Annotated in this window: 23 protein-coding genes; 6 read left to right on the top strand and 17 right to left on the bottom strand. The window is 43.3% G+C overall.

The window, feature by feature from the left end:
* Window positions 1–348 precede the first annotated feature (348 nt).
* Entirely contained in the window at window positions 349–1,146 is a 798-nt protein-coding gene (locus tag ACS8FC_RS13145) for a hydroxymethylpyrimidine/phosphomethylpyrimidine kinase (protein WP_439297117.1), read from the top strand.
* Between the two features lie 139 nt (window positions 1,147–1,285).
* Here ACS8FC_RS13145 and ACS8FC_RS13140 read toward each other — a convergent pair whose 3' ends face one another.
* The 5 genes from ACS8FC_RS13140 to ppx all read right to left on the bottom strand — a co-directional run bounded on the left by ACS8FC_RS13140 (window position 1,286) and on the right by ppx (window position 7,194).
* Window positions 1,286–1,855: a YggT family protein gene (locus ACS8FC_RS13140; protein ID WP_439262306.1), complete on the bottom strand. Its 570-nt coding sequence runs from the start codon at window positions 1,853–1,855 to the stop codon at window positions 1,286–1,288.
* An 85-nt stretch (window positions 1,856–1,940) separates the two neighbouring features.
* On the bottom strand, window positions 1,941–2,771 hold the full coding sequence (proC, locus tag ACS8FC_RS13135) for a pyrroline-5-carboxylate reductase (protein ID WP_439297116.1): 831 nt from the start codon (window positions 2,769–2,771) through the stop codon (window positions 1,941–1,943).
* Window positions 2,772–2,943: 172 nt separating this feature from the next.
* On the bottom strand, window positions 2,944–4,494 hold the full coding sequence (gene tilS / locus ACS8FC_RS13130) for a tRNA lysidine(34) synthetase TilS (protein ID WP_439297115.1): 1,551 nt from the start codon (window positions 4,492–4,494) through the stop codon (window positions 2,944–2,946).
* Window positions 4,495–4,653: 159 nt separating this feature from the next.
* A complete protein-coding gene (locus ACS8FC_RS13125) occupies window positions 4,654–5,457 on the bottom strand; it encodes an acetyl-CoA carboxylase carboxyltransferase subunit alpha (protein ID WP_439262310.1) in 804 nt (267 codons plus the stop codon).
* Window positions 5,458–5,643: 186 nt separating this feature from the next.
* On the bottom strand, window positions 5,644–7,194 hold the full coding sequence (ppx, locus tag ACS8FC_RS13120) for an exopolyphosphatase (protein WP_439297114.1): 1,551 nt from the start codon (window positions 7,192–7,194) through the stop codon (window positions 5,644–5,646).
* Between the two features lie 382 nt (window positions 7,195–7,576).
* Between ppx and ACS8FC_RS13115 the strand changes: the two genes are divergently transcribed.
* Complete coding sequence (locus tag ACS8FC_RS13115) at window positions 7,577–7,993, top strand: Mpo1-like protein (protein WP_439297113.1); 417 nt, start codon at window positions 7,577–7,579, stop codon at window positions 7,991–7,993.
* Window positions 7,994–8,006: 13 nt separating this feature from the next.
* Here the strand turns inward: ACS8FC_RS13115 and ACS8FC_RS13110 are convergent, their stop codons facing one another.
* The 3 genes from ACS8FC_RS13110 to ACS8FC_RS13100 all read right to left on the bottom strand — a co-directional run bounded on the left by ACS8FC_RS13110 (window position 8,007) and on the right by ACS8FC_RS13100 (window position 11,706).
* Window positions 8,007–9,743, bottom strand: a complete 1,737-nt coding sequence (locus tag ACS8FC_RS13110) for an AMP-binding protein (protein ID WP_439297112.1) — start codon at window positions 9,741–9,743, stop codon at window positions 8,007–8,009.
* A gap of 230 nt (window positions 9,744–9,973) precedes the next feature.
* On the bottom strand, window positions 9,974–11,275 hold the full coding sequence (hemL, locus tag ACS8FC_RS13105) for a glutamate-1-semialdehyde 2,1-aminomutase (RefSeq protein ID WP_439262318.1): 1,302 nt from the start codon (window positions 11,273–11,275) through the stop codon (window positions 9,974–9,976).
* Window positions 11,276–11,352: 77 nt separating this feature from the next.
* Window positions 11,353–11,706: a zinc ribbon domain-containing protein YjdM gene (locus ACS8FC_RS13100; protein WP_299186065.1), complete on the bottom strand. Its 354-nt coding sequence runs from the start codon at window positions 11,704–11,706 to the stop codon at window positions 11,353–11,355.
* A 308-nt stretch (window positions 11,707–12,014) separates the two neighbouring features.
* Between ACS8FC_RS13100 and ygfZ the strand changes: the two genes are divergently transcribed.
* Both ygfZ and ACS8FC_RS13090 read left to right on the top strand, forming a co-directional pair.
* Window positions 12,015–12,767 (top strand): CAF17-like 4Fe-4S cluster assembly/insertion protein YgfZ, encoded by a 753-nt coding sequence (gene ygfZ, locus ACS8FC_RS13095; RefSeq protein ID WP_439262320.1) that lies wholly within the window; start codon window positions 12,015–12,017, stop codon window positions 12,765–12,767.
* Window positions 12,768–12,831: 64 nt separating this feature from the next.
* A complete protein-coding gene (locus ACS8FC_RS13090; RefSeq protein ID WP_439297111.1) occupies window positions 12,832–14,160 on the top strand; it encodes a D-amino acid dehydrogenase in 1,329 nt (442 codons plus the stop codon).
* A 161-nt stretch (window positions 14,161–14,321) separates the two neighbouring features.
* On the opposite strand, the gene ACS8FC_RS13085 is transcribed toward ACS8FC_RS13090, so the two are convergent.
* Window positions 14,322–16,550, bottom strand: coding sequence for a molybdopterin oxidoreductase family protein (locus ACS8FC_RS13085; protein WP_439297110.1), 2,229 nt, complete (start codon window positions 16,548–16,550; stop codon window positions 14,322–14,324).
* Window positions 16,551–17,167: 617 nt separating this feature from the next.
* On the opposite strand from ACS8FC_RS13085, the gene ACS8FC_RS13080 reads away from it, so the two are divergent.
* A complete protein-coding gene (locus ACS8FC_RS13080) occupies window positions 17,168–17,371 on the top strand; it encodes a CsbD family protein (protein WP_299218560.1) in 204 nt (67 codons plus the stop codon).
* A gap of 693 nt (window positions 17,372–18,064) precedes the next feature.
* Here ACS8FC_RS13080 and ACS8FC_RS13075 read toward each other — a convergent pair.
* The gene (locus ACS8FC_RS13075; protein WP_439297109.1) at window positions 18,065–18,772 is read right to left on the bottom strand and encodes a ZIP family metal transporter; all 708 of its coding nucleotides are present in this window, start codon (window positions 18,770–18,772) and stop codon (window positions 18,065–18,067) included.
* 368 nt (window positions 18,773–19,140) lie between these two features.
* On the opposite strand from ACS8FC_RS13075, the gene ACS8FC_RS13070 reads away from it, so the two are divergent.
* Window positions 19,141–19,746, top strand: coding sequence for a hypothetical protein (locus tag ACS8FC_RS13070; protein ID WP_439297108.1), 606 nt, complete (start codon window positions 19,141–19,143; stop codon window positions 19,744–19,746).
* A 309-nt stretch (window positions 19,747–20,055) separates the two neighbouring features.
* On the opposite strand, the gene ACS8FC_RS13065 is transcribed toward ACS8FC_RS13070, so the two are convergent.
* The 7 genes from ACS8FC_RS13065 to ACS8FC_RS13035 all read right to left on the bottom strand — a co-directional run.
* The gene (locus ACS8FC_RS13065; protein ID WP_439262330.1) at window positions 20,056–20,367 is read right to left on the bottom strand and encodes a YqfO family protein; all 312 of its coding nucleotides are present in this window, start codon (window positions 20,365–20,367) and stop codon (window positions 20,056–20,058) included.
* A gap of 49 nt (window positions 20,368–20,416) precedes the next feature.
* Window positions 20,417–21,064: a DNA-3-methyladenine glycosylase gene (locus ACS8FC_RS13060; protein ID WP_439297107.1), complete on the bottom strand. Its 648-nt coding sequence runs from the start codon at window positions 21,062–21,064 to the stop codon at window positions 20,417–20,419.
* An 806-nt stretch (window positions 21,065–21,870) separates the two neighbouring features.
* The gene (purC, locus tag ACS8FC_RS13055; protein WP_439297106.1) at window positions 21,871–22,584 is read right to left on the bottom strand and encodes a phosphoribosylaminoimidazolesuccinocarboxamide synthase; all 714 of its coding nucleotides are present in this window, start codon (window positions 22,582–22,584) and stop codon (window positions 21,871–21,873) included.
* 94 nt (window positions 22,585–22,678) lie between these two features.
* On the bottom strand, window positions 22,679–23,002 hold the full coding sequence (locus ACS8FC_RS13050) for a hypothetical protein (RefSeq protein WP_439297105.1): 324 nt from the start codon (window positions 23,000–23,002) through the stop codon (window positions 22,679–22,681).
* A 90-nt stretch (window positions 23,003–23,092) separates the two neighbouring features.
* Entirely contained in the window at window positions 23,093–23,998 is a 906-nt protein-coding gene (gene dapA, locus ACS8FC_RS13045; protein ID WP_439297104.1) for a 4-hydroxy-tetrahydrodipicolinate synthase, read from the bottom strand.
* Between the two features lie 307 nt (window positions 23,999–24,305).
* Window positions 24,306–25,580, bottom strand: a complete 1,275-nt coding sequence (locus ACS8FC_RS13040; RefSeq protein ID WP_439297103.1) for a hypothetical protein — start codon at window positions 25,578–25,580, stop codon at window positions 24,306–24,308.
* A 144-nt stretch (window positions 25,581–25,724) separates the two neighbouring features.
* Window positions 25,725–26,409: PDZ domain-containing protein (locus ACS8FC_RS13035; RefSeq protein WP_439297102.1), on the bottom strand; the 685-nt coding region annotated here is incomplete at its 5' end.

The following is a 26,409-nucleotide window of genomic DNA, read 5'->3' as shown; positions in this document are numbered from 1 at the left end:
ATATTATTTTAAGAAATATATCTTTAAACTGTAGTATCAATGCTTGTTGATACGTCTTATGTCGTGGGCGAGTATTATAACAAAGCCAAAACGAATTGCAAGCGTTACCCATCATTTTCATGACACTTTCTCATAAATTTTAAATAATACTCTTTTGAAGAATGCAATAATTTCTATTTTTCAACGACTTAGCCTTATTTCTTAATTATTCAAATTAAACGAGAGACAAGTAGCAGCCTACTGTTGTGGCTTTTTTGGCTTGAGATGGCTATAGTAATTAATAAGCGCTAAATTGCGTTAATTTTTAGCAAGCTTTAACCAACATAACAAAATAGATAAAGGAAGGCTATGCGACCAGTTGTTTTATGTTTTTCTGGATTAGATCCCTCAGGGGGTGCAGGGCTACAAGCAGATATCGAAGCGATAGGGGCAGCAGGTGGACACGCAGCTGTCGCGTGTACTGCCATCACTGTTCAAAGCTCACAGCAAGTATTCGGTTTTGAAGCCTGCGCTGCAACCTTAGTAAAAGATCAGGCAACAGTAGTTCTTAATGATTTGCCGGTTCACGTGATAAAATCAGGCATGCTTGGCACCACAGATAACATCGCTATGCTGACACGCTTATTTGCAGAGCAGACAATTAGCAGTGATACCCCCTTTGTTCTTGACCCTGTACTCGTTGCCAATAGCGGGGGCAGCTTGGGCGACGAGCAAACGCTTGTCGCAGCTTTTAGAGAGCTGCTCCCCTATGCCACACTTATCACGCCAAACACGCATGAGCTAAGGGCGTTAAGCGGAGAGCAGGACTTACATAGTGGTGCACAAAAACTATGTGCACAAGGCACACATGCCGTACTGGTCAAAACCTCACATGACTTTGACAGCGGTGATATCGAGCAATACTTATACGTTAAAAGTGACATGGTACACCAAAGTACGTTGCCGCGCCTAAACGGTGAATTTCATGGCTCTGGCTGCTCACTGGCCAGCTTTATCGCAGGACGCTTAGCTCTAGGTGATGAGCTGATTACAGCTATCAAAGCTGCTGATCGATGGATTATGCAGACATTGGTGGCAGCAGATCGTCCACATCCTGAAGACAGCAGTGCCCAACTGATACCGAATCGCTTTATAGCTTTTAAGTAAGGGTAAGCTAGAAGTAAGTTTATAAAAATAGCTTTAACTAAAAATAAAAAAGACGCCCTATGATGAGAGCGTCTTTTTTGTATTAAGTAGTCTTTAGAATATATTTTAAAATAGTACTCAATACTAAATTAAATACAGCTTAGCCTAACATCGGCATAAAGCTTGAGGCCAAACCGCCGATAAACATCTCGAGTAAAAGAAAGGCAATAAAGGCAACCATCGGTGATAAATCAAGCATGCCTAAATTTGGTGTAATGCGGCGAAACGGCGCTAAGATAGGTTCAGCTAAATTAATAATAATACCAATGATCGGGTGCTCAGATCGGGTAAATACCACAATCCAACTTACGATAATAGAACCAATGACCAAATAGCGACACATGCGCAAAAAGTCTAAAACCAAACTGGTGGTACCAGCAAAAAACAACGGCGCAGGTGCAATACCTTTATGCATCAGCGCCGCTTTGCCAGAGATATCAACGAGACGGATTAAAAACATCAATACAATGGCCGCAATACTGATACGCCCTTGCGCAACTGTCGGAAAAATACGCCCAAACGTATCTACAATGCGCGTGGCCTTATAAGCAGGCGCAATCATAGGGTTTCTCTCATCCATTCCAGCAAACTGCAGCATAAAACGGATAAATACTAGCATCATAGCGAAGGTAGTCACTAAGTCAAAAATTTGCAACAACGTGTTGTTCATAAAACGCTACTCAATGTGCCACGAATAAATATTTTTAAGATGGTGGCTTATTTGTATTAAAGGAGAATTTTACTGGGCTAAATTCTTATTTATTTTCTGTACTAAGCGCTTGACTACGGTCGTAACAAGCTTGCATGGCCTCGCCGATTTGGCGACCAATCTCATTACTTTGCATAGATTCGATAGCGGCTTGTGTGGTGCCATTCGGTGACATGACTTTACGGCGTAGCTCACTTGGACTATCATCACTCTCGATAGTCATTTTAGCTGCACCTAGTACCGTCTGCATAGCTAGAGCTGAGGCTTGCTCTTTGTCCAGACCGAGCGCCACGGCGCCATCAATCATTGATTCAATAAAATAAAACACATAGGCTGGTGCAGAACCAGAAACGGCCGTTACAGCATGCATATGTGTCTCATCATCTACCCACATAGCCAGACCTGACGCTTCCATCACCGCCGTTGCCAACTGCTTTTGCGACTCGTCAAGGTCAGCGGATGCATACAACCCAGTTGCCCCCATCTGTATTTTGGAGGGCGTATTGGGCATGGCACGTACGACATTAGGGTAGCCACCAAGCATACTAGAGAGGTCATCAGTCGATAACCCTGCTGCCACTGATATCACTAATTGGTTGTCTAAGGCATCAGCAAAAGCGCTGACAACTTTATTCATGACTTGAGGTTTTACCGCTAAGACGACGACGTCAGCATCAATGATCGCAGCCTTTGGGTCTACACTTGCATCAACCGTATTCATCTTTTGATCTGCAAACTGCTGACGTGTCTCAGCGCTAGGTGCTGATACGGTGATTAGCTCAGGTTTGACACCGCAGGCAATAAGCCCACTTATCAAAGCTTGCGCCATGTTTCCGCCACCGATAAAGCTGATTTTTTTATTGTCGAGTACTGACATTATTATTCCTCACTAACAAAACGCAAAGTATCCAAAGGTATAGTTTTCAAACGTATATCATGACATCTAAAATGACACTTAGTCTACCATACTGCCACGAGCATTAAAGAAATTTATCTGTAGTCCAATCACCTCAAAAACCGATTAACGTAACGATTTTATTGCATACTGGCTATATGCTTAAGATATTTTTGATAGCACTAGCTAAGAAACCACTATCATTTTTAACGTTTTCCAACGATTTATCAGTCCCTAGCACCCAACTTTCAAATGGCGATACTAGCAATAACGGTAACGCTTCATCTTTATGAGCGAAGACAATACTAACAACCACCAAGCTATCACGCAGCCAAACAGGCACGCCAAGTGTTTGATAGAGTTTTTTGCCCGCTTGCGGACGAGTGGCTAGCGTGGTTTGAACGCGCTGCTGCCGCCCTAATGGTGTAAACGTCAGCTCAATCTTATCTTTATCGCTTATAATATTATCGCTGATAAATCTATCATTTATAAAGTGTATCAACGTATTGAGCGCGATTTTTAATTGCCAATTGGCACCTTTGCCTGTGCGTAACGTCACCATCATGGCATGTTTTTGAGGCAAGCTTAAACAAGGTAACGTTTGGGTGTGTGCAGTAAGTGGTAGCGCTAGCCATGCAAGCCAACTACTGCTAAGACGATATAGCTGCTGACGATAACGGCGGATAGTATAAGTCTGCTTACTGCCCTGCCAGTCTAATTGGGTTTGATGGTTGTGATCATTACGTTCAGTTAAACTTAAGGCATCATCGACAAGCTGCTTGGACGGTGGCAATGGCTCATCTTGCGTGAGCCAAGTATGTATGAGTTGGCGTTGACGATAGATAGGCAATAAGTGCAGTTTATCGATATTTAGCACACGTTGCGCTGGTGGACAATTCAACGGAATAATAGCGGTCTGCTGCAAGTCTTGTGCGGCTTGATCGCTCACGATAGCCTGAGCATCCGCGAGTAGCTGCGCACTGCGAGCAATGTTATCAATAACATTCGAGTTATACGTAGCAAGTGCTGGCATGATATCGCGGCGCAGCCCACTACGCATATTATCGCCGCTGTCATTGGTAGGGTCATCGATATACGGCAGCTCTAACTGCTGAGCATAGTGACTAATGATAGAGCGGCGTACCGATAACCAAGGCCGCCACAGTATGTTGCGTTGTGCGCTTTGTGACTGCTCTCGCCACGCCTGCATACCTGACAAGCCATTCACCCCCGCCCCTTGAATCAAGCGCATGAGTACCGTCTCAGCTTGATCATCAGCATGATGGCCCAAGAGTAGCACATCGTCTTGGTTAATATGGGCACGCATCACATGATAACGTGCTAGTCGCGCTGCTTGCTCATCATGACCGTCTACTTTTGCCATTAATACCTGACACGGTAGCTGCTGAATGTGTGCCCAGCTAGCGACATGCTCTGACCAATAACTACTATCTGCTTGCAGTCCGTGATTGACATGCAACAATTGCGGCAAAAACGGCAATTTACCCAGTCGATATAACTGTACACATAGCGCGGCCAATGCCAACGAGTCTCGGCCACCACTACAAGCCAACCAAATACGCCGGCCATGTAATTGACCACCATATTCAGCCATGCTAACCAATAACGCTTCTGCTAGATTATCATCGATCGGCAATTGGTCTACTGGCTTGATAGGATACTGTAAAATGGCGCTACTAGTCATAATCAATCTTATATGAGTAAAGTTAAAAACGAAAAAACGCGCTATCAAGTAGCGCGTTTTTATTCTATCACTTTTTAGTCTATCGCTAAGAGTAACCGTCTAGGACCAAAAGCATGTCATCGAACAAGAGTAATATCAGATCAGCCTTATATTATATACCTAACAAGGCAACATGACTTCTGAATTGAAGGTCTTGAGCTTTTCATAGCGCTGCTCACAACGAGCGTCTGCATCCATGTCTTTGATCTCATTAAGCTGTTCAAGCAGTAGCGCTTTAAGAGAATTCATCACTGGCTGGGGATGAATGTGCGCGCCTTCCCCTTCTTCGATGACCGCATCAATCAGTCCCAGTTGATACAAGTTATCTGCATTCAACTTCAAAGCTTCACTGGCGTCTTTCGCTTTTTCTGCCGTTTTCCATAAGATTGAGGCACAGCCTTCAGGAGAAATAACGGAATAAATACTGTTTTGTAGCATATTTACTTTGTCACCGACCCCAATGGCCAATGCACCGCCTGAGCCGCCTTCACCAATGATAGTAACAATAATAGGGGCTTTTAAACTTGAGAATACAGCAATGCTCTCTGCTATCGCTTGCGCTTGCCCACGCTCTTCGGCACCAATACCAGGGTATGCACCTTGCGTGTCGACAAAGGTCATTACGGGAATATTAAAACGCTCCGCCATCTTTACCAAACGTATGACTTTACGATAACCCTCAGGGTTTGCCATACCAAAGTTATGAGCAATGCGCTCACGCGTACTACGACCACGATGTTGTCCAATGACCATGACTGGCATACCATCCAAACGGGCCAATCCACCTACAATTGCTTTGTCATCGGCATAGGCACGATCACCATGCAATACATCAAACTCTGTAAACAGCTGATTAACATAGTCCATAAATAATGGACGTTTGGCATGCCGTGCAAGCTGAACGCTATCCCAGACGGTACTCATAGACGTTTCCTTTCTATCGTTTTGTATAATTTATATGATACTACGTGTCATGATTTATTTGAGGCTAAATAAAGTACAGTTGTAAACTCAATAAAACTTATAGTAGCACAGTTTATATACTGTGGCATTTAACAATGCTTTTGTAATGTAAATATTTGGCTGACTGGCCTAACCAAAGCCTATTAGCTAAGCGGATGCCGTAGCTTCGATAACACTGAGCTTAATACCCCATTTTGCAAACTGCTCAATCTCTACATAAAGGTCTGAAAATAAAAATGCATAATGTTTTTTGTCGGTACTGACAGTAAGTTGCCAGCAGTTGGTATCAGTGATGACAAGGCGCATGTCGGGTAGATCATACTCACTACGGCTACGATGCGCTAAGACCGCAAGCCTTAGTAGTAAGCATAGATAAACCAAATCATCACCGCCAATGTTACACGTTTGCTCAAGCATATCGCTCTTAAGCTTGCGTCTATGGTTAAGCATCAGCTGTGCCATACGCTTTTGGTCGACTTGCGAAAACCCCGGAATGTCCGAGTATTCAAGCAAATATGCACTGTGCTTATGATAGCTGCTATGGCTAATCGCAAGACCGATCTCGTGCAAATATGCTGCCCGTCTCAATACGTCAGCATCATCATTGGTCAATTGCAAGTCATCTTTAACTTGTTTGAACAGATGGCGGCTGGTTCTAACCACTTGTCTGGCTTGTTTTTTGTCCACTGAATAGCGTTTGATTAATGCAAGCACACTACGATCACGGACATCCTCACTAGCCAAGCGTCCAAGCATGTCATACATCACCCCTTCTCGTAGCGCGCCATCAGAGTAAACGATAGTCTCAATACCAAGCACTTTCATGGTAGCACGTAGTACGGCTACGCCTGCTGGAAATACTGCCTTACGGTGCTCTTTCACCCCTTCTAACTCGATGTCATTTACATCACTGATTTTAATGAGCAGTTTTTCTAACTTCTTGACCCCTTGATAAGTGACGCGCTCTTGCTCATCTGACCAACCTTTAGATACCAGCACATTACGCACGGCTTTAATCGTACCACTAGAGCCAACCACACTACTCCAGCCTGTCTTTTGATACTGACCATTAATAGCCAGTACTTCTTTGCGGGCCGCAACGATAGCACGATTAAAATTCTCTTTGGTGATTTGTCCATCTACAAAAAACTTCTTTGTAAAGGCCACACAGCCCATCTGTAAGCTTTCGGTCAACAATGGATCGAAACCTTTTCCAATAATAAATTCAGTGGAGCCACCACCGATATCAATAACCAAGCGCTTATCACTACTGGCATTGGTGTGAGAAACACCAAGATATATCAGTCGCGCCTCTTCACGTCCAGAGATGATTTCAATTGGCTTGGGTAGTATTTCATTGGCCCGCTTTATAAAATCATTGGCATTTTTTGCTTGGCGCAGCGCATTTGTCGCAACGACACGTATGCGCGAAGGAGAGACTGAGTCAAGGCGTGCAACGAAGCGGCTAAGACATTCTAGACCTCGCTTTTCAGCAGCAGCGCTTAAGATATTATGTTCATCTAATCCTGCTGCCAGCTGTACTTTTTCGGACATAGAGACTACTTTTCGCACTTCACCATGATCAAGACGAGCAATAGCTAAATGAAAGCTGTTCGAACCGATATCGATGGCCGCCATCAGTTCATCATCAGCGAGTGGCGAATCTATAATGTCATTATTAAGCATAGGATTGAGCATAGGAAAAATCGTTATCCTGTAGGATGGTGTATAAGAATATAGTAGTAACCGCAAGTGTTGTAATAAATAATACTTGCCTTGGATACTAAGTTTTCAAGCCTTAAATTTTATCGTAATGTCGCAGACAAGTTTTGCTATTAAAGCATTTCTATTAAGGTACATTCAATAACTTGTGTTCATTATAACCCTTTGCTACATTCTAAATAAGTCATATTATTAACCAGTAACATTGATAATTTAGAATAATTATTAATAACTGTAACTTCTATCTTGGTGTCCAGTTCATTGTTGCATTGCATTATTGATCCTCCTCTATTGATGTAGTCACCAAGTATTGATAGTTCTCTGTTAGTCCAAATAATAAGCAAAGGAAGCTGCCAAAATGAATCAATCTACGCGTACTCAATCTCGGGCTACTGCCAACACAGAGATAAAAACTGCAATTGTTGGTACGGATATCACCAAAGTAGACCCTGTCTCTGAGCAAGGATTTTACGATTTTTATTTAAATGAACATCAAAACGTTATGTGCCGACGTCTGCATTTTGCTGGTAGCAGTTTTGGTCTATTAGGACTGGCAAAATCGGTCAAGACGCGCTCGCCGAAACCATTACTCAAAGGTATTGCTGCAGGATATGCCTGCGCCTGGGTTGGACATTTTTTCTTTGAAAAAAATAAGCCCGCCTCTTTTAAATTCCCACTAAAAAGCTTCGTCAGCGACTTTCGTATGTATAGTGACGTTCTACGCGGCAACTTAAGCTTAAAAGATCGTAAATTTGATAAAATCGGACGAAAGTAGTTTATTCATACTACTAACGTAAAGACTTACGCAGTATCTTACCTACCGCCGTCTTAGGTAATTCATCGATAAACTCGTATGACTGCGGGCGTTTATAACCTGTCAGACGCTCGCTTGCAAAAGCTTGTAATTCCTCTACGCTCAAGCTTGCCTCTTTTTTGACCACAAAGGCTTTTGGCACCTCGCCACTATGCTCATCAGCAATACCAATCACCGCTACTTCAAGCACTTTTGGATGCTCAGTCAACGCAGCTTCTACTTCATTAGGATAAACGTTAAACCCTGAGACTAGTATCATGTCTTTTTTGCGATCGACGAGCGTTAAAAACCCTTCTTCATCCATTATTCCGATATCACCTGATTTAAAATAGCCATCTTTAGTAAAGGTGTTGGTATTATCTTGTTGCCAATAGCCGCGCATCACTTGTGGGCCTTTTATGCCTACCTCTCCAGGCTCGCCAATCGCACATGCTGAGTCATTTTCATCAATGATTTTGATATCCATCATGGCTAATGGCAGACCAACGCTACCATTAAAACTACTAATACCAGGTGGGTTAAAAGAGATAACAGGAGAAGTCTCAGACATGCCGTACCCTTCATTAATTATCATGCCAGTGACTTGTTGCCATTGATCAGAGACCGCTTTAATAATCGCTGTACCGCCACCGATAGATAGCGCCAAGCGACTAAAATCAAGGCTGGCAAACTTTGGATGATGCAACATACCGATAAACAAGGTATTGACCGATGGAATGACATGTGGACGATGCTGTTCAATGGTCTTGACTAGACCATCGATATCGCGTGGGTTGGTGACCAATATATCCTCCCAGCCGCCATAAATACCCAGCAAGCCGCAAACGGTAAAAGAGAAGATGTGATAGAGCGGCAACGGGTTGAGTATCTTAATTTGCTCGCGACGACCCGCTTCAATCGCACTGCCAAACATCGCATAACACTGACAGACATTGGCCATGACATTATAGTGAGTCAACATAGCGCCTTTTGGCTTACCAGTCGTGCCCCCTGTATACTGTAATAATGCCAAATCTTCACGCTCGATAGTGACGTCTTTAAAGTCTTGCTCGCGCTGCGATTGTAAGATGTGCGCAAACGTTATGTGGTCCTTTGAGTCTAACGTATTAGCTGCCGCTGATTTGGTTATAGACGAGTTGTCGGCTTGCTTGGCGCTGATCTGACTTAATAACGCGATATCATTGTCAGTGGATGGAGCGTTGGGGTCGATAGAACATCTCACAACCCATTTTAGTTGCGCCCTGATGTCATCATTCAACTGCTCATAGGCTGAGGCCATACCATCTAGGATGATAAGACCACAAGCTTGAGCATCTGTCAGCTGATGGGCCAACTCATAGTGGGTATACATAGGATTGACATTGACCAGTACCGCTCCTGCCCGCAAACAGCCGAGCAAAACCACGGCATACTGCAAGATATTGGGCAGTTGGACAGCGATACGATCGCCTTTATGGATGCCTTGTGCTTGTAAAAAGGCGGCAAAGCGGCGACTAGCGATATCTAATTGCGCAAAACTCAGCGTGGCAGGACCCATACTAAAAGCCACAGAATCGCTATGCTGCTCAATCTTTGGTTGTAACAAATCTAGTAGGTTATGCTTATCTTCTAACACATTTAGATTGTTTCTTAGTTCATATCTTTCATACGCGGCTTGCCATAATGGAGGGACGGTACTACTGGGGGCATTGTTTTCAGAACTGGTATTCATCAGTTAGCATCCTTGCTTGGTTGTCACTATTAGTCTCAGAATAGCACAGTTTATTCTCTGTTTTACAAATGAGTAGAGCATGATTTTCTCTGGCTTCTACTCACTTTTTATGGTGAACGCGACTTAAAGTAAGAGCCAATCATTCACAAAGTACAATAAAAATTAGCCACAAAAAAACCAGCGCGATGGCTGGTTTTCTATTTTAAGTGCTTAAAGCTAGAACTGTCTAATTACGCTTTAGCCATTTGGGCAAATATCTCATCGGCCGCTTTGATCGAGTCTTCGATATCTGTATCGCTATGCTTAATAGACATAAAACCTGCTTCATAAGCAGACGGTGCCAAATAAATACCGCGATCTAACATACCATGGAAAAAAGTGTTAAACACGTCCATATCGCACTCTGTCACATCATCAAAGTTCTGAGGTACAGTCGTCTCATTGTCTCGAACAAAGAACATACCAAACATGCCGCCCAATTTATTGGTACGCAGATTAATACCATGCTTGTCAGCTGCCGCTTGAAAGCCATCAACGAGCTTGTCTACTTTCGCTGATAATTCATCATAGAAGCCGTCTGCCGTTAAGTCTTCAAACATCGCGATACCAGCACGCATCGCTAGCGGATTGCCTGACAACGTACCCGCTTGATAGACACCGCCAAGTGGCGCGATACAAGACATGATTTCTTTTTTGCCACCAAAAGCACCAACGGGCAAGCCTGCACCGATGATTTTACCAAAACAAGTCAAGTCAGGATCGATACCGAAGTGCGCCTGGGCGCCACCAAGGCCAACGCGAAAGCCTGTCATCACTTCATCAAAGATAAGTACTGCGTCATTAGCGGTACACTCAGCACGCAAGGTATCATGGAACTCTTGGGTTGGGATAACCATGTTCATGTTGCCAGCGATTGGTTCTAGGATAACGCAAGCAATCTCATCACCCCATTTCTCAAAGCAGTCTTTAATCGCTTGTGGATCATTATAAGGAATGGTGATGGTATGCTTAGCGAAATCTGCTGGCACGCCTTTTGAGGTTGGCTCACCAATATCCAGCATTCCTGAGCCTGCCTTCACTAGCAGACTGTCTGAATGGCCATGGTAGCAGCCTTCAAACTTGACGATTTTGTCACGCTGCGTATAACCACGCGCCAGACGAATCGCACTCATGGTCGCTTCTGTACCAGAGCTGGTCATACGAATCATCTCAACGCTGGGTACGATGTCACAAATCTTATCGGCAACCGTGGTTTCAAACGGTGTTGGTGTCCCAAAGCTTAACCCATCATCAGCGGCTTTTTTGACCGCATCGATCACTTTTGGGTGCGCATGACCCAAGATCATTGGCCCCCATGAGCCAACATAATCAATATAGGCATTGTCTTCGGTGTCGTAGATTTTGCTGCCATTAGCACGGTGCATAAAGATGGGCGTACCACCTACCCCTGCAAAAGCGCGGACGGGTGAGTTGACACCGCCTGGAATATGTTTGCGAGCTTGCGCAAATAGTTGTTCGTTTTTAGTGCTCATGGTTATTCTCTATTGTTTTATTAAAAGTAAAATCTTTCACTTAAATATTATTGAACTTGTTGGTTAAACTTATCGTCTCAAGCCTTTTTAACGACTGAGGATTTAAGCTTCATGGGGCCATAGCCATCAAGTTTACAGTCAATATCGTGGCCATCGCTCGCATCTGGCAACAAGCGAATGCTTTTTGCCTTGGTGCCTACTTTGATAACGATGGATGAGCCTTTAACTTTTAAGTCTTTGATGACGGTCACGGCATCGCCATCTTGTAGCTCGTTGCCGACAGCATCGCGAATGACCGCGTCTTGCGCCTCTGCCTCAGCCGCGTCAGTCTCAGCTGCCGTCCATTCATGAGCACACATAGGGCATACCAGTAACGCACCATCTTCGTACGTATATTCAGCATCACATTTTGGACAATTGGGTAAGCTCATTATTTCCTCGGCAGCCATCATCATGTAGGTTTATTCTAGACTTAGCCTAGACCCCAGACTAGAGATAACATTGTACCGTAACTCGCTTGCTTTAACCAATTTGTACGGTTGAAAATTGGGCACTGCGCCCAATCTAAACCTTAACCATAGCGTTTCTTATGACAGTGCTTTTTATGGTACTCTTCAACCTCATTTAATTTTGTATTCGCTTGTCTAATAGGGGATAAAAGCGCCAATTTGCTTCTTTTGTTCCTTATATCTAAGACCCAGTTATTCATAAGTAAGCTCTTATTAGAAGGATAATAACAATGACTCAATCTACCGACGTCTCGACTTTGCCGCAGTTTTCTCAATTAACTATCCAAGGTGAAGATGCTGAAAAATTCTTACAAGGACAATTAACTTGTGATGTGACCAAGCTTGGTCTTAGCTATCAGCCAACTGCCCTTAGCAACTTAAAAGGGCGGATTGAATTTGGACTTTGGATTAAAAAACAAGACGAAAAACATTATGACGTGGTGACTAGCGCTGATTGTGTAGACGCTTTACAGGCACATTTAAAGAAATTTGGAGCGTTTTCGAAGTTTGAGACCAGTGCAGCAACAGCCATTTATCCTTGTGTGCTCGCTGATGAGCCAACCTTTAGCCATAAGGATGAGCATAATACAGCAGAAGATACTCAAGCTTGGATGCAGCGAAGTATTGCTACTGGCAACTATTGGATCGTGGCGGCAACGCAGGGTGAGTTTCAGCCGCAAGAGCTGCGTCTGCATCAGCGCGGTGGTATGGACTACGACAAAGGCTGCTATTTGGGTCAAGAGGTCATCGCTCGCATTTACTTTAAAGCGGCGCCCAAGGCGTTTTTGCACTATGTTAGCGGGACAGGTGACGCGCCAGCAGCAGGGGATAAGCTTGATAAGATCCAAGTGGTCAATGCCATTGCTACCAATGATGGCTTTGAAGCGCTAGTCGTTGCACGTCCAGCCCATCTTGATGATAGCGACCTCACCCTATTGGAGTTGCCAACAGCACTTCAAGCTGATGTCGCACGTCCAAAGTAGCGTGGTCCAAACCGCAGTAAACTGCCCAACAAGCAGCTAAAACAGTCACTAAGAGATTTTACTCATGACCCATATTGCGGTACTCGGAGCAGGCGTGGTGGGCGTGACCACCGCATGGTATCTTCGCCAAGCTGGCTATGATGTGACTGTCATCGAGCGTGAATCTGCAGCGGGAATGCAGACGTCGTTTGCCAATGGCGGGCAGATATCGGTTTCGCATGCGACCCCTTGGGCCAATCCTACTACTCCAATGAAAGCGCTTAAGTGGCTATTTAAAGAAGACGCGCCACTACTGTATCGTCTGCGAGCTGACAAAGCGCAGCTTAGGTGGGCGATGCAGTTTTTGCAAGAGTGCCGTGCAGATAGAGCCGATGCCAATCTGATACAGATGGTGCGTTTGGGACTATATTCACGAGAATCTTTGCAGCAGCTACGTGCTGATATTGGTATCGATTACGAGCAGCAAAAGCGCGGTATCATGCATTTTTATACCGATCAAGCTGAGTTTGACGTTGCTATTGCGCCAACAGAGCGTATGCAAGCGCTAGGCTGTGAGCGTCATATCATTGACATTAATAATGCGGCCAGTCTGGAGCCCGCGCTCTATCCTATTGCCCATAAGCTCAAAGGCGCTACTTATACCAGCCGCGATGAATCGGGTAATGCCCATCTATTTACCCAGCGCTTAGCTGAGCGCTGCGCTAATGCTGGCATACAGTTTTTATATGACACCGAGGTACTGGCATTAAACGCTGACGCCCACTCTAGTCGCCCGCATATCCATAGCATCAATATCCGTCCTAAAGGCGAAAATGTACAAACTTTTAGTGCAGACAGCCATGTGTTGGCACTTGGTAGCTATAGTATCGCCTTGATGAAGCCACTTAATATTCATCTACCGATCTTCCCGGCTAAAGGCTACTCAGCCACTTATCAGGTCAATCCCCGCGCCCCGCATCTAGCACCCTTTGTCAGTCTCATTGATGATGAGTTTAAGCTTGTGACCTCACGCCTTGGCGATAAATTGCGCGTTGCGGGCACAGCAGAATTTAACGGCTATAATTTAGACTTAAATACTATACGCTGCCAAGCCATCACGCGCCGTGTACAGCAGTTATTCCCAAAAGGCATCATTGCTAACTCTGTGCAATATTGGACGGGGCTGCGACCGATGACCCCATCAAACGTACCCTTAATAGGACGCGCGCATAAGGGTCACGTCCGTCATGGTAGTCACAATACAAGCGCTAGTTTTGATAATTTATGGCTTAATACGGGTCACGGCACGCTTGGCTGGACGCATGCTTGTGGTTCTGCCAAAGCGATTAGTTTGTTAATACAAGGCGAGACACCGCCAGTCGATTTTGACTTTGTAGGTGTAAACGCTCAATAGAGAACACTTACACCAGCCATACATATTTACTTTTCGTATAGTTAATCTGCCATAAAATAAGCATAGTACTACTGGTAAAAATTTTGCGTAGCCTCTGTCTGCGTAGGCACATAAGCAAGGAAAATTTGTACCAGTAGCACGTTATAGTTTTTGTACTTATTTTATGCAGCACTTCCTGATTCAATATCGGAAGGTTTAATGTCAGAATCAACGCTTGAATCGGTAGTGTCCAAATCAAACACTTCAGGCTTAATTGCTTCTAACTGCACCGGTACGCCGTTGACCGCTGCGTTACCACTTAACTGATCGATTAACGTATCATCCGTCAAATCATTGACACTGACACCAGCATGCGCCTGCGCAATCTTTTGTTTGACGCCTTTACGGCCGTGACCCCAACCATGCGGGATGCTCACCACGCTTGGCATCAGCTCATCGGTGACTTCTGCGATGATAGTCACACTGCCAACGCGCGAGGTAACTTTGACGTTTTGACCGTCCTCGATACCGTATTCTTTGGCCGTTTCTGGATGCAACATGAGCGTACAGCGCGGCTTACCTTTTACCAAGCGATAGCTATTATGCAGCCACGAATTGTTACTACGTACATGGCGACGACCGATCAATAAAACCTGCTCATCATCATAATCCTGCATCATCTCCTGTACGCGCTCTAAATCTGCTTGATAAAAGTCCACATTGAGATGTATTTGCTTGTCTTTATGTTTTAACGCTTCTGGCAACATCTTTTTAAGCGGCCCTAAATCAACCCCGTGCGGATTTTTCTTCAACTTTTTTAGATTAAGACCTTTATAAGGCCCACGCTTTAAACCCTGATTGAGCACAAATTTCGGACCCAAAACCTTTACTAACAGACGCTCAACTCTGGTTGTAAGCGGCGCTTTTTTATCTAAACGCTTTGCCAGCTCTAAATAGATTTGCCAATCATGTTTGGCACTTTTTTTCTTACGGAATAGGGCTTTTGAGTATTTAGCTACGTTATGCACAGCAAAATTGTTGAAAGTGACATCATAATGGTCACGCTCTAGCGGCGATACGGGTGGCAAAATAATATCGGCATGACGACTGGTTTCTGTGACAAAATAATCGATCACAACCATAAAATCCAAGCTGGCAAAAGCCTCATCTAATTTTTCACCATTGGGCGTGCTGAGTACAGGGTTGCCAGCGACAGTCATAAATCCTTTTAACTGCCCCGCGCCCTCTACCAGCATCTCATCCGCCATCGCCACCACTGGATAATCGCCATTAAAATCAGGCAAATTACTCACGCGGCTATGGCGTTTACCAAGATAGCCTGGGCCTGAGTTATTGACCACATCGACTGCAGGATTAGGGAACATCAAGCCACCCATTTCATCTAAGCGACCTGTGACAATATTAATGACCATAATGAGATACTGACTTAATAAGCCAAACGCTTGTACCGATACGCCCATACGCCCATAGCAGACCGAACTTTCGGCTTCACAAAACTCTTTGACGAGACGTTTAATCTCACTTGCAGCAATACCAGTAATATCAGCTACGGATTCGGCGCTATAGTCTTTAGCAAAGTCTGCAAGTCGATCAATCTCTGGCGCTAAGCTCACCGCTCTATTATTTTTCGCGCGCGCTTTGTCCGCATAACCTTGTAAATAGATTTCATTGAGCATGGCGAGCAAGAGTAAAACATCGGTCGCTGGACGAATAAAATGATGCTCGCTCGCAATATTCGCTGTTTCGGTGCGTCTTGGATCAATGACCACCACTTTGCCATCACGGGCTTTAATGTCTTTGAGCTTTTGACGCATGTTCGGCGCGGTCATAATACTGCCGTTCGACGCCAGCGGATTGCCGCCGATAATGAGCATATATTGGGTACGATTGACGTCGGGCACAGGAATACGCAGCATATGCCCAAACAGATGCATACTGACGATATGGTGTGGTAGTTGGTCGATGGAAGTCGCAGAAAAACGACTGCGCGTCTTTATACTACTAAGTAAATGCTTAATGGTCAGCATGCCGCCCAGATTATGGACATTAGGATTGCCTAGATAAATACCAAGGACGTTTTTGCCATGTTTTTTCTGTACCGACTGAATGCCAGCAGCAACTTTATCTAGCGCCTCAGACCAGCCAATCTCTTTCCAACCGTGAGTAGTTCTCTCAACGGGCTGACGCAGACGATCATTGTCTTCATGCAAGTCTTGCAAGGCAGTCGCTTTTGGGCAAATATAACCTTGGGAGAATGGGTCGTCTTTATCGCCTTTAATCGATAACACTTTTTCACCATCGTGCTTGATGACGATACCGCACATCGCTTCGCATAAATTGCACGTTCTAAAGTGGGTTTGCTCATTCGTCTTGGTTTGCTCGTTACTCATGGCACGCTCCTTGTGATTTCCCTACCGTCAACTCTATACCTATAATCCACTCTATAGAAGTCAAATACGATGTCAGATTCATTCAACGTACGATTTATCGCACTTTTATACGCATTTTTTGTGTTAACGCTCTCCTGAACTGACTATATAAATTTCGTTCTATCATATTTATAGCTTCAATTATTTTTAACGCAAGAGCACACTCTAGTAGTTATTGTAGCTATTGTTATAACAATAAGATTATATCTATTTAAGCGGCAGCTCTATAAATGAATATTTAACAAAGCATATTTATTTGGCTAATATGTCTTTAATCAAATCGCATATCTCAGCTCATGCGTTTAAAAACTATTTATTGTACTTACGCAATCTAAAGAAAAATCATGAACTCTTTACATAGATAAGGGGCTTCTAACAAAGGTATGCAGACAACCATAATGAAGTAACACTCTAAACATTGCATATACAGACAATGCAATTGTTAGCACCTATATTAGATATCACCAGTTGGCTTGTTGGTATCTACCAATGACAACTGTACGACGAATAAAATATTAAATAAAGACAGATGGAATGATTGTCTCAAAAATTAATTCAACAACAGAAGGAATATAATAATGAATGAACATACTCTAAAAGGCGAATGGAACCAAATGAAAGGCGCTGTTAAGCAAAAATGGGGCGATTTGACTGATGACGATCTTACCCATATTGAAGGCAGCCGTGATAAATTGGTCGGCCGTGTACAAGAACGCTATGGTCATAGTAAAGATGACGCTGAACGCGAAGTAGACGATTGGCGCCGCGAACACAAATACTAAGATATTTTTTTACTAAAGAGTAGATAAATAGTATTTAAAGTATCTTAATCAGAAAATAAAAAACCGCATCAACGTTATGCGGTTTTTTAATGGTCAATAGCTTATGTACTGTCCAACCAATCTGCTTAATAAACTCGTTGAGAGACGTACTTAATAGACCAGAAAAATAATTTCTGATTGTAGTTCTGTTTTGCTTTTAGCCCGTTTATCTCATTGCCCAGTAAGTTAAAAAATTCCTTACTATAGCTATACTCTAGTAAAATGGAATTTTCTTAACCGTTAGACACGATAAAACCGCATAGCAATTTATTGTTATGCGGTTTTATTGTTAACTATCCATGTTACCTATCACGACTGACTGTTATACATCCTTGCATAATATTCAGTATGTTGTGATACTAGGCATCCTGCCCTTTTTACTACGACTATCACAGCATATACTGCTGCTCTCAGCAAAGGTTATATATCCTTACTCCACTTATTATTATCTTCCTGATGCTAACAAGTGAATCATTATCCTTAATGCGGTCAACTCAATCCTTGAGTCATACTCCCTAATGCCGTGTGACTATAGTGTCAAATTATTGCTTTCATGTTAAGTCGCGTAAGCGTCATTGCTTGTAAGCATATGCTTACACAGCGATTCTGCATATTCCTTATAATAGCTCGCTATACCCTGCAGTATAACCAAGATTAAATCAGTATCTCACCGATGATGCCCACTAAAAACCCGAGACAAGCGCCCAATGATGTCAAATAATGATGATCAAGTTTACTCTCAGGAATAAGATCTTGAATGAGCAGATATAAAATACCGCCACTAGCAAATATCATCAGATGGGCAGTCAAATCTGGATATGAGCTCAGTAAATAGTGACCGATGAGCGCTGAGATAATACCAAAAAAGCTTAAACCAAAAAATATCAATAAGGTTTTTTTAACACTAAAGCCACTTTGAACCAAATCACGAAAAGAGTTGAACGATTCTGGTAAGTTTTGTAGACCAATAAAGACCGCTAGTAGCGCCGCCATCTGTGGCTCGATAGAAAATACCGCTCCAAGCGCAATCGACTCAGGTACAAAATCCATCATCATCGCAAGTAAGGTCGCCTGCTGACCACCCGACCTGGCCAGACGCCGATCGATGAGCATAAACAGTATGGCTCCCATTAAAAATGATCCTATTACACCCCAGACGTCAAGCGTCTCCATTCCTTTTGGTACTAGTACCAATGCTAGCGCCGATAAAATAATACCAGCACAAAACGACATGAGCGTATGAGTGATTTCATACTTAACTGGACTGTCTTTAACATGATGATTGAACACATTGGCCAAAAGACCATCAACAAATACGGTGATACCAGCAAACCCTGAGAACAAAATAAGTTTTAGCAGCATAACTTGTTCTTTTATTATTCTAAACAGTCTTAGCGTTAGCTTGATATCACAATGTTTACAAGATTATGCTCACTAAACGCGTAGTATTCTTACGAAAGCATCAGAATTACTTACAACTTATTAACGAAAACGACATCTGCTATCAAGTTTTGGCGCCTACCATAGTGAATGTAAAAAAATATTTCAGAATATTTTTGTTGATTAGTATTAGCTTAATAGATTAGCTGAATAACAACGTTATAAATAAGGCTAAATCGGTGAATGCCAATGACTAAGAACGCTAACAACTAAAATTGTTTGGTAAATAAAATCAAAACGCCATGCAACTGACTAACTGAAAAATAGTAATAAAAAAGAAGATACCTATAATGAGTACAAAAAACCGCACTACCTTAAAAACGATGACCGCATCCCTTCTAGGTGCCGCCCTACTTAGCACCGCTCTTGGCGGTACAGCGATGGCATACGACCATGATGGCAACCGCTATGAAGGCAGATATAACCATATCTATAAAGATAAGAATTTTGGCAAGAATATTGGTAAATTGCGCGCTGATTTGCGCCGAAGTGGCTACTATGTGATGGATGTCGAACCAGTATCAGACTCGCGTATCAACGTCTATGCTAAAAAGAACAATCAGCCTTATAAGCTTAAATATACTTATCCAGGCTTAAAGCTTATCAGCTCTGACAAAAAAGAGTGGTCCATTATCTGGGATGATAGAAAACATCACGGCGACCACCATGATAAAAATGACATCGAAGAAACTATTAAAAACGAGTCACGCTACCCTAAGTTTAAACAGCGCGCTATAAAAAAGCTAAACAACATGGGCTATCAAGTCGAAGATATCGAGATCGATGAAAAAAATGGCAAAGGTGTCTTTGAGATTGAAGCTACCAATAGTGGTCAAGACTATGAAGTAATCTTAGGCTATCCTAACTTAAACGTCATTAAACTTGAGCGTGACTAACAGACGCCTTGTATGACTAAAGCTTGCGATGATTTTCATAAGCTTGGAGCATCCTTTCGATTTAGGTACCCACCCTTTGGTACCGCCGGTCAGATAAGCCACTTTGGTCTTATCTGGCCGTTTTTTATGACCATCATCATAAGACGCTATTATCATCGGTTGCGCCATTCCTAGCTACATTGCTTACGGAGATATTGTTGATGACAATTTACCTCATCAACATCTATAAAAAACATAAAAAGACCCTCAAAACCAAAGACAGTTAGCTTTAAGAGGAACTAACCTCAAAAAGTACAAATCTTGCTCGTACTAAAAGTCTAGCACCTCTATCACATCATAGGCAGGCGTCTCATATGGGTGTGCCTGCTTTAATGCATTGATCACCTCTTTGATGATTGATGTTTTAACCACCATTTCAATGCGCCACTCACTCACCTGCTCTAACGTATCCTGTGCGCCAATGTGCGGATTGCTGCCAGCAGTCGGCATAAACTGCCCCATCCCTTGCACTTGCCAGCAGCACTGCTCATAATTACCAATAGTACCAGCACCGGCGGCAAATAGCGCCGCTTTAACTGATTCCAAAGCACTATCTGGAATAAAAACCGTTAGTTTATACATTTGTTAATCTCCGAGTGTTGATGTAGATAATACAAAGCGCTAGCATGCCTTACTTTTTTGATAATGACGGATGATCTGTCCACACGTAGCGCAGTAGCCAGTCTTTGGCCTCACCAGCATAATCAATACCAATACGAGGACGTAATGTTAATGGCGGCTGACAACCATCATCCTCAATCCAAACGCCAGACTCAAAGGCAATAGGCGCGCCGTACAAATCGCGATCAATTTGTAAGCGCTTAGTCAGCTTACCTGGCCCTGCTAACTGTTTGATATGGTTCAGCTGTTTGTCTTTACTGAGCGCTTGCTCCTCAATTAAGCGATCACTGTCCTCACATAAAAACCCAGCGCGAATCAATACCGATTCAGGTGACTCAGCAGATCCACTGATGAGATTGAGCATATGATGCACGCCATACGTCAGATAAACGTAAAATACGCCCCCTTGCTCATACATAATCTTAGTACGTGAGGTACGAGTACCTGCATGCGAATGACAAGCAGGATCGTCTTCACCAATATAAGCTTCAGTTTCTGAAACACGCATACGCAGCGTTTTAACGTTGCCATCAGTGTCTGTCATCTGTCGACATAAAATTTTGCCAATCAAATCTGCTGCCACCACGCAGGTTGGGCGGGCGAACCAATCAGGCATTAATATGGTAGCTTTAGTCATTTGTTCTTGTGTCGTGGGCATGGAGGTGACCTTTTTATTTTTATGAATAACTTAGCATAAAAACTAAAAGGTCGTTGTGCTGGGAATGTTTGTGCTGTGTTTGCATTGACCTGGATAAAAGCTGTGCGTTAGCGAAGTTTGATGGTTGGTACTGACTGTTTGCCTTTAGCAGTTGGTTTTAAGTGGTCCATTTATGTGGCTTCTGTAGGGTATACATTGAAAACTAACTGTTTCAGCTGTATTGTATGAACTATTATCGATAAATAAGCTTTTTGGGCTAACATGAAAAAGATTATCTACCCTGTTCTTTTATCATTTGAAAAAATAATAAGATTATATTTTCAAACCCTAGTAAAGACAATGACATCTCATAGTTGTAAGGACTAATAGACGTCTGTCCGTTCTGCTCCCTATACAGCCTATACATATGATATATATACAAAAAGTGAGGTAGTAGAATGCTTATATGGATTACTCTTTATATTCTTATTTGTTTATTGTTCAGATGGCTCATATTCTCTAATGCTAGTATGGCAGAGAGACTCGGCTCTTGGGGTTGGACTCCAAACCAAAACAAACTTTATTTTTCAATTATGTGGTTGTTCTCAACCTTTATATTTTTATTCGGAATATTTAACAGCGATTTTCGTAACTCCTTTCTGTTAGAGTATTTATTTTAAACGCCATTATAATATTTGATCTAATAACGACTATTAATTATTGTCAACTATGTTGTAGATTATCAACAGTACTAATCAGTAAGCGTAAACAGTAAGCATAAAAAAACTGAGCACATGGCCCAGTTTTTATTGAACATATAGATACCTTTAATCCATCGGTACCCCAATACGGCGGGCGACCTCTTCATAGCCTTCGATCACATCACCTAAAGATTGACGGAAGCGGTCTTTATCAAGTTTTTTCTTGGTCGCTTTGTCCCAAATGCGACAACCATCTGGTGAGAATTCATCACCTAAAACGATGCGGTCATGAAAGACGCCAAACTCAAGTTTAAAGTCAACCAAAATCAAATCGCCCTTGTCAAACAAGTCTTTTAAGACCTCATTGACCTGATAACTGATTTCTTTCATTTTTGCCAGCTGATCATCGTTCGCCCAGCCTAAAGTTACGGCCAGTGATTCGTTGACCATCGGGTCGCCTAGCGCGTCATCCTTATAAAACAGCTCGAAAGTTGGCGGCGTCAATACCTGCCCCTCTTCTAACCCTAAGCGGCGTACCAGACTGCCAGCAGCATAGTTGCGCACCACGCACTCAACGGGCAACATGTCCATGCGCTTAACCAGCACTTCATCGCCAGAGAGCTGCTGTTCAAAATGCGTCTCGATGCCAGCATCGCTTAGCTTTTGCATAATAAAGGTATTAAAGCGATTATTGACTTCGCCCTTACGTGCCAATTGCTCAATACGTTTGCCATCAAGCGCTGAGGTGTCATCACGAAAGTGCAAGATTAAAAAATCATTGTCCTCGGTTTCGTAGACAGATTTGGCTTTGCCTTTATAGAGCAATTGTTGCTTTTGCATGGTAGAGCATCCTGTTCATTCAAACTTATGTAATAAAAACGTGCAACCACGGCCAAAATATTGGCTGCAATATAATACGTAAAAGACTAAATTACTAATTAGCAGGGATAGCAGTTACTGGAACCGCGCGTTCAGGCTTTGGTAGCCGATACTGCTTGCCTGATTCATTCTGTAGCTTGAGCGTGTTTGCGCCAAGATTCGGTGTTGGATACAAAGGTACAAACGGTGCTGATTCTTGGGCGACAGGCATCTCTAATGGCGCAAGCTTTTTGCTGTCTTGATATTCTAAGCTGCCATTGTCACGCTTACCAAGTAGCTCTTTGGTAGCCTGACAGCCACTTAACACTAAAGTACTGCTCAACACCACAGTCACTAGTGCGGTCAGAAGTTTTGGGGTCGTTAATGATGCTTTCATCATATCATCTCTCAGAGTTAGCAATCGACACTTCTATAGACACGGTGTTAATACTGTATTCACCGCATCCAATAATTGGCTTTTAGTCGATTTTTATAATAAGTTTGCCTGTGCTAAGGCAGTATCAATCGTGGCATGGTGCTCTTTGGCCAGCCATACTAGTGGTAAACGTATACCCGTATCTATCATACCCATCTTATGTAACGCATATTTTGCTGGAATAGGGCTCGACTCAATAAATAAATCACGATGTAAGTGCTTAACGACATCATGTAGCGCATACGCTGTATCGAAATCCCCACGTAGAGCGGCTGAGAAGGTTTCACTCATTGCTTTAGGCGCGACATTGGCAGTCACTGAAATATTACCTTTACCGCCCACCTTCATCAAGTCAAGCGCTGTGCCATCATCGCCAGATAGGACAACCATTCTATCACCGACCGCTTTGATCAATTGCTCTCCGCGCTCCACAGAGCCAGTCGCATCTTTAATCGCCACGATATTGTCGATATCCGCTAGACGCTCTACGGTTTCTTGGGCGATATCTACGACTGTACGACCTGGTACATTGTAAAGCATTTGCGGCATATCTACGGCTTCGGCAATAGCCTTATAATGCTGATACAGGCCTTCTTGAGGCGGCTTATTATAATAAGGTGCGACCAATAACGCACAGTCTGCACCAGCTTCTTTAGCATCTTGAGTAAGCTTAATCGCCTCCATGGTATTATTAGCGCCCGTCCCAGCAATGACTGGTACGCGGCCATTAACATGTTTGACGAAGTAGCAAATAACATCACTATGCTCTTGCATGGATAAAGTCGCAGATTCACCTGTAGTTCCAACTGCAACGAGACAATGAGTGCCTTGCTCAATCTGCCAGTCTATAAGCTTGGCAAGACGTTTATAATCGACCGTACCGTCAGGATGCATGGGCGTCACTAGGGCTACCATTGAGCCTTGTAGTCGGGTTTTGATATCGTCGTATGCTGTACTCATAACTGTGCCTTACTGTATTGTCTTAGCTTTGATTAAAGCTATCACATGATAGGTCGTATGCAAGGACTACTGTCCTGCTTCATATTAATGCGGTTCGCTCAACACTCAATTGTGATGAATGTTTGGCTAAATAAATATTATTAACTACTGTTATAAATGCTCGATAGTGTAGCATATTTTGATTTAGTCACTCACTAACAATTGAGCGTCAATTGGCTATTATTTGTAGAGAATAAACACTTAAATCTTTTAGTATAGAAGTATGTTTAACAACCAGTATCAATCTTGATAAAATTTTTACTTACTTTTAACGAATCGTCAATACATCAATGGTAGGACGACGGAGACGAAATGGCAACCCACGCGTACCGATGCCACTACTGACGAATACTTGAGCGCTTGCATGTTGATACAATCCGCGCGTATTATTGAAGCCTGCATAAGAAAAAATAGTAGATTTGATACTAGCACCATTATTAGCGCGTTGCGGCTTGGGTAGGTTGCTTAGTTTTTCGCCAGACTTTACAGATTTTGCCGCTGCAGCAATCAATAACGGCCTTGGCTTTAATGCTTTTGGTAAATCCGTAATACTATCAAAGCGTGACGCAAGAATAATAACTGGCAGTACCGATTCTTCAATTTCAGTACACAGCTCCGCTTTGTTAGCTACCATGGTAATGTCGCTATCAGTAGCCTCATTCTGAGTCGGTTTGGGTAACTGAGATGTTTTTGCGACGGGATTCTTACCAGATTGCTTGCCATCAACTTGTTGACTTTTGCCTTTATAAGATGACGGCATATCCTGCCAGCCGCACAGCATCGCAACCTGCGGTGTCAGATTTGAGCTTTTTGGTTGCGCACTTGGTGTGATGTTTTTAGCAAGGGAAGTAGCAATTGGCGGTAGCAACCGGCATTGCTGACCGATATAAGTGATGTCCAGTACATCAAAAGCACACGCCAAAGTATCTTCTAATAAAGGTTGACCCTGCTTGGTCGTATTCATTGATTGATAACGTAAATCCGAGATGCTCATGACGGTATAAACAGGCTTATTGATGCCTTTAAAAAGCATCAGTTGCCCAACCAAATCCGCTCCCGGATAATAAAGCCAATCGCCAGTAATCAATACCGCATCTACCGATAGCTCGTTAATTGTCGCCACAAGCTTGCGTATGTGTCGCGGTTTGCCACTATACAATCCAATACGTAAATCTGCTAATACAGCTACGGTCATGGCTGCTTTTAAGTCGATATCTACCGTCTGACGATGTATACGCAAGCGATTGGGCTGCACGATAACCGTATAAAAATACAATCCCATAGCTACTAATGCGATTAATACTAGCGATAATGGTAACTGCGCCACTACTGAAGTCACGATTTGTGTTCGATCGATGATTAACAGTAGTGCCCAGATCGGCATGGTGTAGGCGGCATAATATAATGCCAATTTTGGCCAAATGCGCATAAAGCGCTTACTGGGATTGGCATTAAAGGTTTGTAATCCTGACCACAATACCACGTACGCTAACAGTGCTGTTGCGATAAGCATACTTAGCGTATAGAGGGTGTGGTCAATCATGAATACCTAGCTGTAATATAGACGTACAAAAATAAAGAAATACTGATTCTGACTAAAATCAAAAAACCAGCCATTATAAAGGGCGACGTCGATGATAAACAAGTCTCTTTAGCGACCCTTTATGACCAGTTATTATCACTGGCCCTACTCGATACGCAGTCCAATAATCGCTGGTATTCCCTGACGCATCACTTCAATGGTCACCACCCCTTTAGTCGGTAGCGACGAGATGGCATCAGAGAAATCGCTTGCAGTGGCTATAGGCTTTTGATTCAAATTGGTGATGATATCCCCTGCCATGATACCTGAACGCGCAGCCAGTCCTGTCGGGTCAACAGCGGTAACGAGTACGCCAGTCTTATCATCGGTTGCAAGCTCCGCTTGCTCATCTGGCGTGAGGTTACGCAGACGCAGGCCTACGCGCACTTCGTTATTTTGCTGATCACGGCCCTGAGCTTGGACATCACTTGGAGCCTGACTAAGCTTACCGGATAGCGTCAACTGCTTACCGTTACGTTGTACTTGTGCGCGAAAAGCGTCATTGGGACGCGCGCGATTAATGAGGTTTAATAGGTCTGATGCTCGCATGATTTTGCTATCATTATACTGCAAAATAATATCACCTGTTTTAAGCCCCGCCTTCTGCGCAGGTGAATCTGGCGATACGCGGGTCAACAGCGCACCTTGTGGCCGTGCCAACTGATAGACCTCGGCCAAGTTACGGTCGATATCCTGCGGATAGATGCCCAGATAAGCACGCGCCACTTCACCGTTAGATTTGAGCTGCTCATAAATATCTATCGCCGCATCTATCGGGATGGAAAACGAC

The sequence above is a fragment of the Psychrobacter sp. 1Y4 genome (genome assembly GCF_051847555.1).
The sequence above is the reverse complement of the archived record's forward strand: the minus strand, read 5'-3'. Positions and strand labels throughout refer to the sequence as shown.